This window comes from Natrialba taiwanensis DSM 12281 (genome assembly GCF_000337595.1).
Classification (GTDB): Archaea; Halobacteriota; Halobacteria; order Halobacteriales; family Natrialbaceae; genus Natrialba; species Natrialba taiwanensis.
This window is the reverse complement of sequence record NZ_AOIL01000040.1, coordinates 1-282: the sequence shown is the minus strand read 5'-3', so window position 1 is coordinate 282 and position 282 is coordinate 1. Positions and strand designations below refer to the sequence as shown.

Genomic DNA, 282 nt, shown 5'->3' with positions numbered 1-282 from the left:
ATAGGGTCTTCGCTTCCCCTTGGGGGTCTCCAGACTCCGCACTGGAACGTACAGTTCACCGGGCCCAACGTTGGGACAGTGGCGCTCTCGTTGATCCATTCATGCAAGCCGCTACTGAAGCGGCAAGGTACTACGCTACCTTAAGAGGGTCATAGTTACCCCCGCCGTTGACGGGTCCTTCGTCCCATTGTAATGGGTGTTCAGATACCCGCACTGGGCAGGATTCAGTGACCGTACGAGTCCTTGCGGATTTGCGGTCACCTATGTTGTTACTAGACAGTT

1 rRNA gene is annotated in these 282 nt (G+C 55.3%); it reads right to left on the bottom strand.

The window, feature by feature from the left end:
- A 23S ribosomal RNA gene (locus C484_RS23900) occupies window positions 1-282 on the bottom strand; the annotation flags it as partial.